At 48.8% G+C, this 256-nt stretch carries 1 protein-coding gene; it reads left to right on the plus strand.

The genetic code is table 11. The features are described 5' to 3' along the window. On the plus strand, positions 1-192 hold a 192-nt coding region (gene ureA, locus AB4486_RS26990), incomplete at its 5' end, for an urease subunit gamma (protein ID WP_372119848.1). Positions 193-256: the final 64 nt, after the last annotated feature.

Consider the following 256-nt stretch of genomic DNA (forward strand, 5'->3'; position numbering starts at 1 on the left):
CTGATCAGCAGTGCCATTCTAGAAGGTGCCCGTGAGGGAAAAACCGTTTCGGAACTGATGGATTTTGGACGCACACTGCTTACCGTCGATGACGTTATGGAGGGGATCCCTTCCATGATCCCAGATGTACAAGTCGAAGCCACTTTCCCCGATGGCACCAAATTGGTGACCGTTCATGAACCTATCGTTTAGGGAGAAGTAGTATGGCTGGTTCCACTAAACAATACTCAGGATTCGTTCCCGGAAAAGTAGAAAC

This window comes from Vibrio sp. 10N.222.55.C6, from assembly GCF_041473395.1.
Lineage (GTDB): Bacteria > Pseudomonadota > Gammaproteobacteria > Enterobacterales > Vibrionaceae > Vibrio > Vibrio crassostreae_C.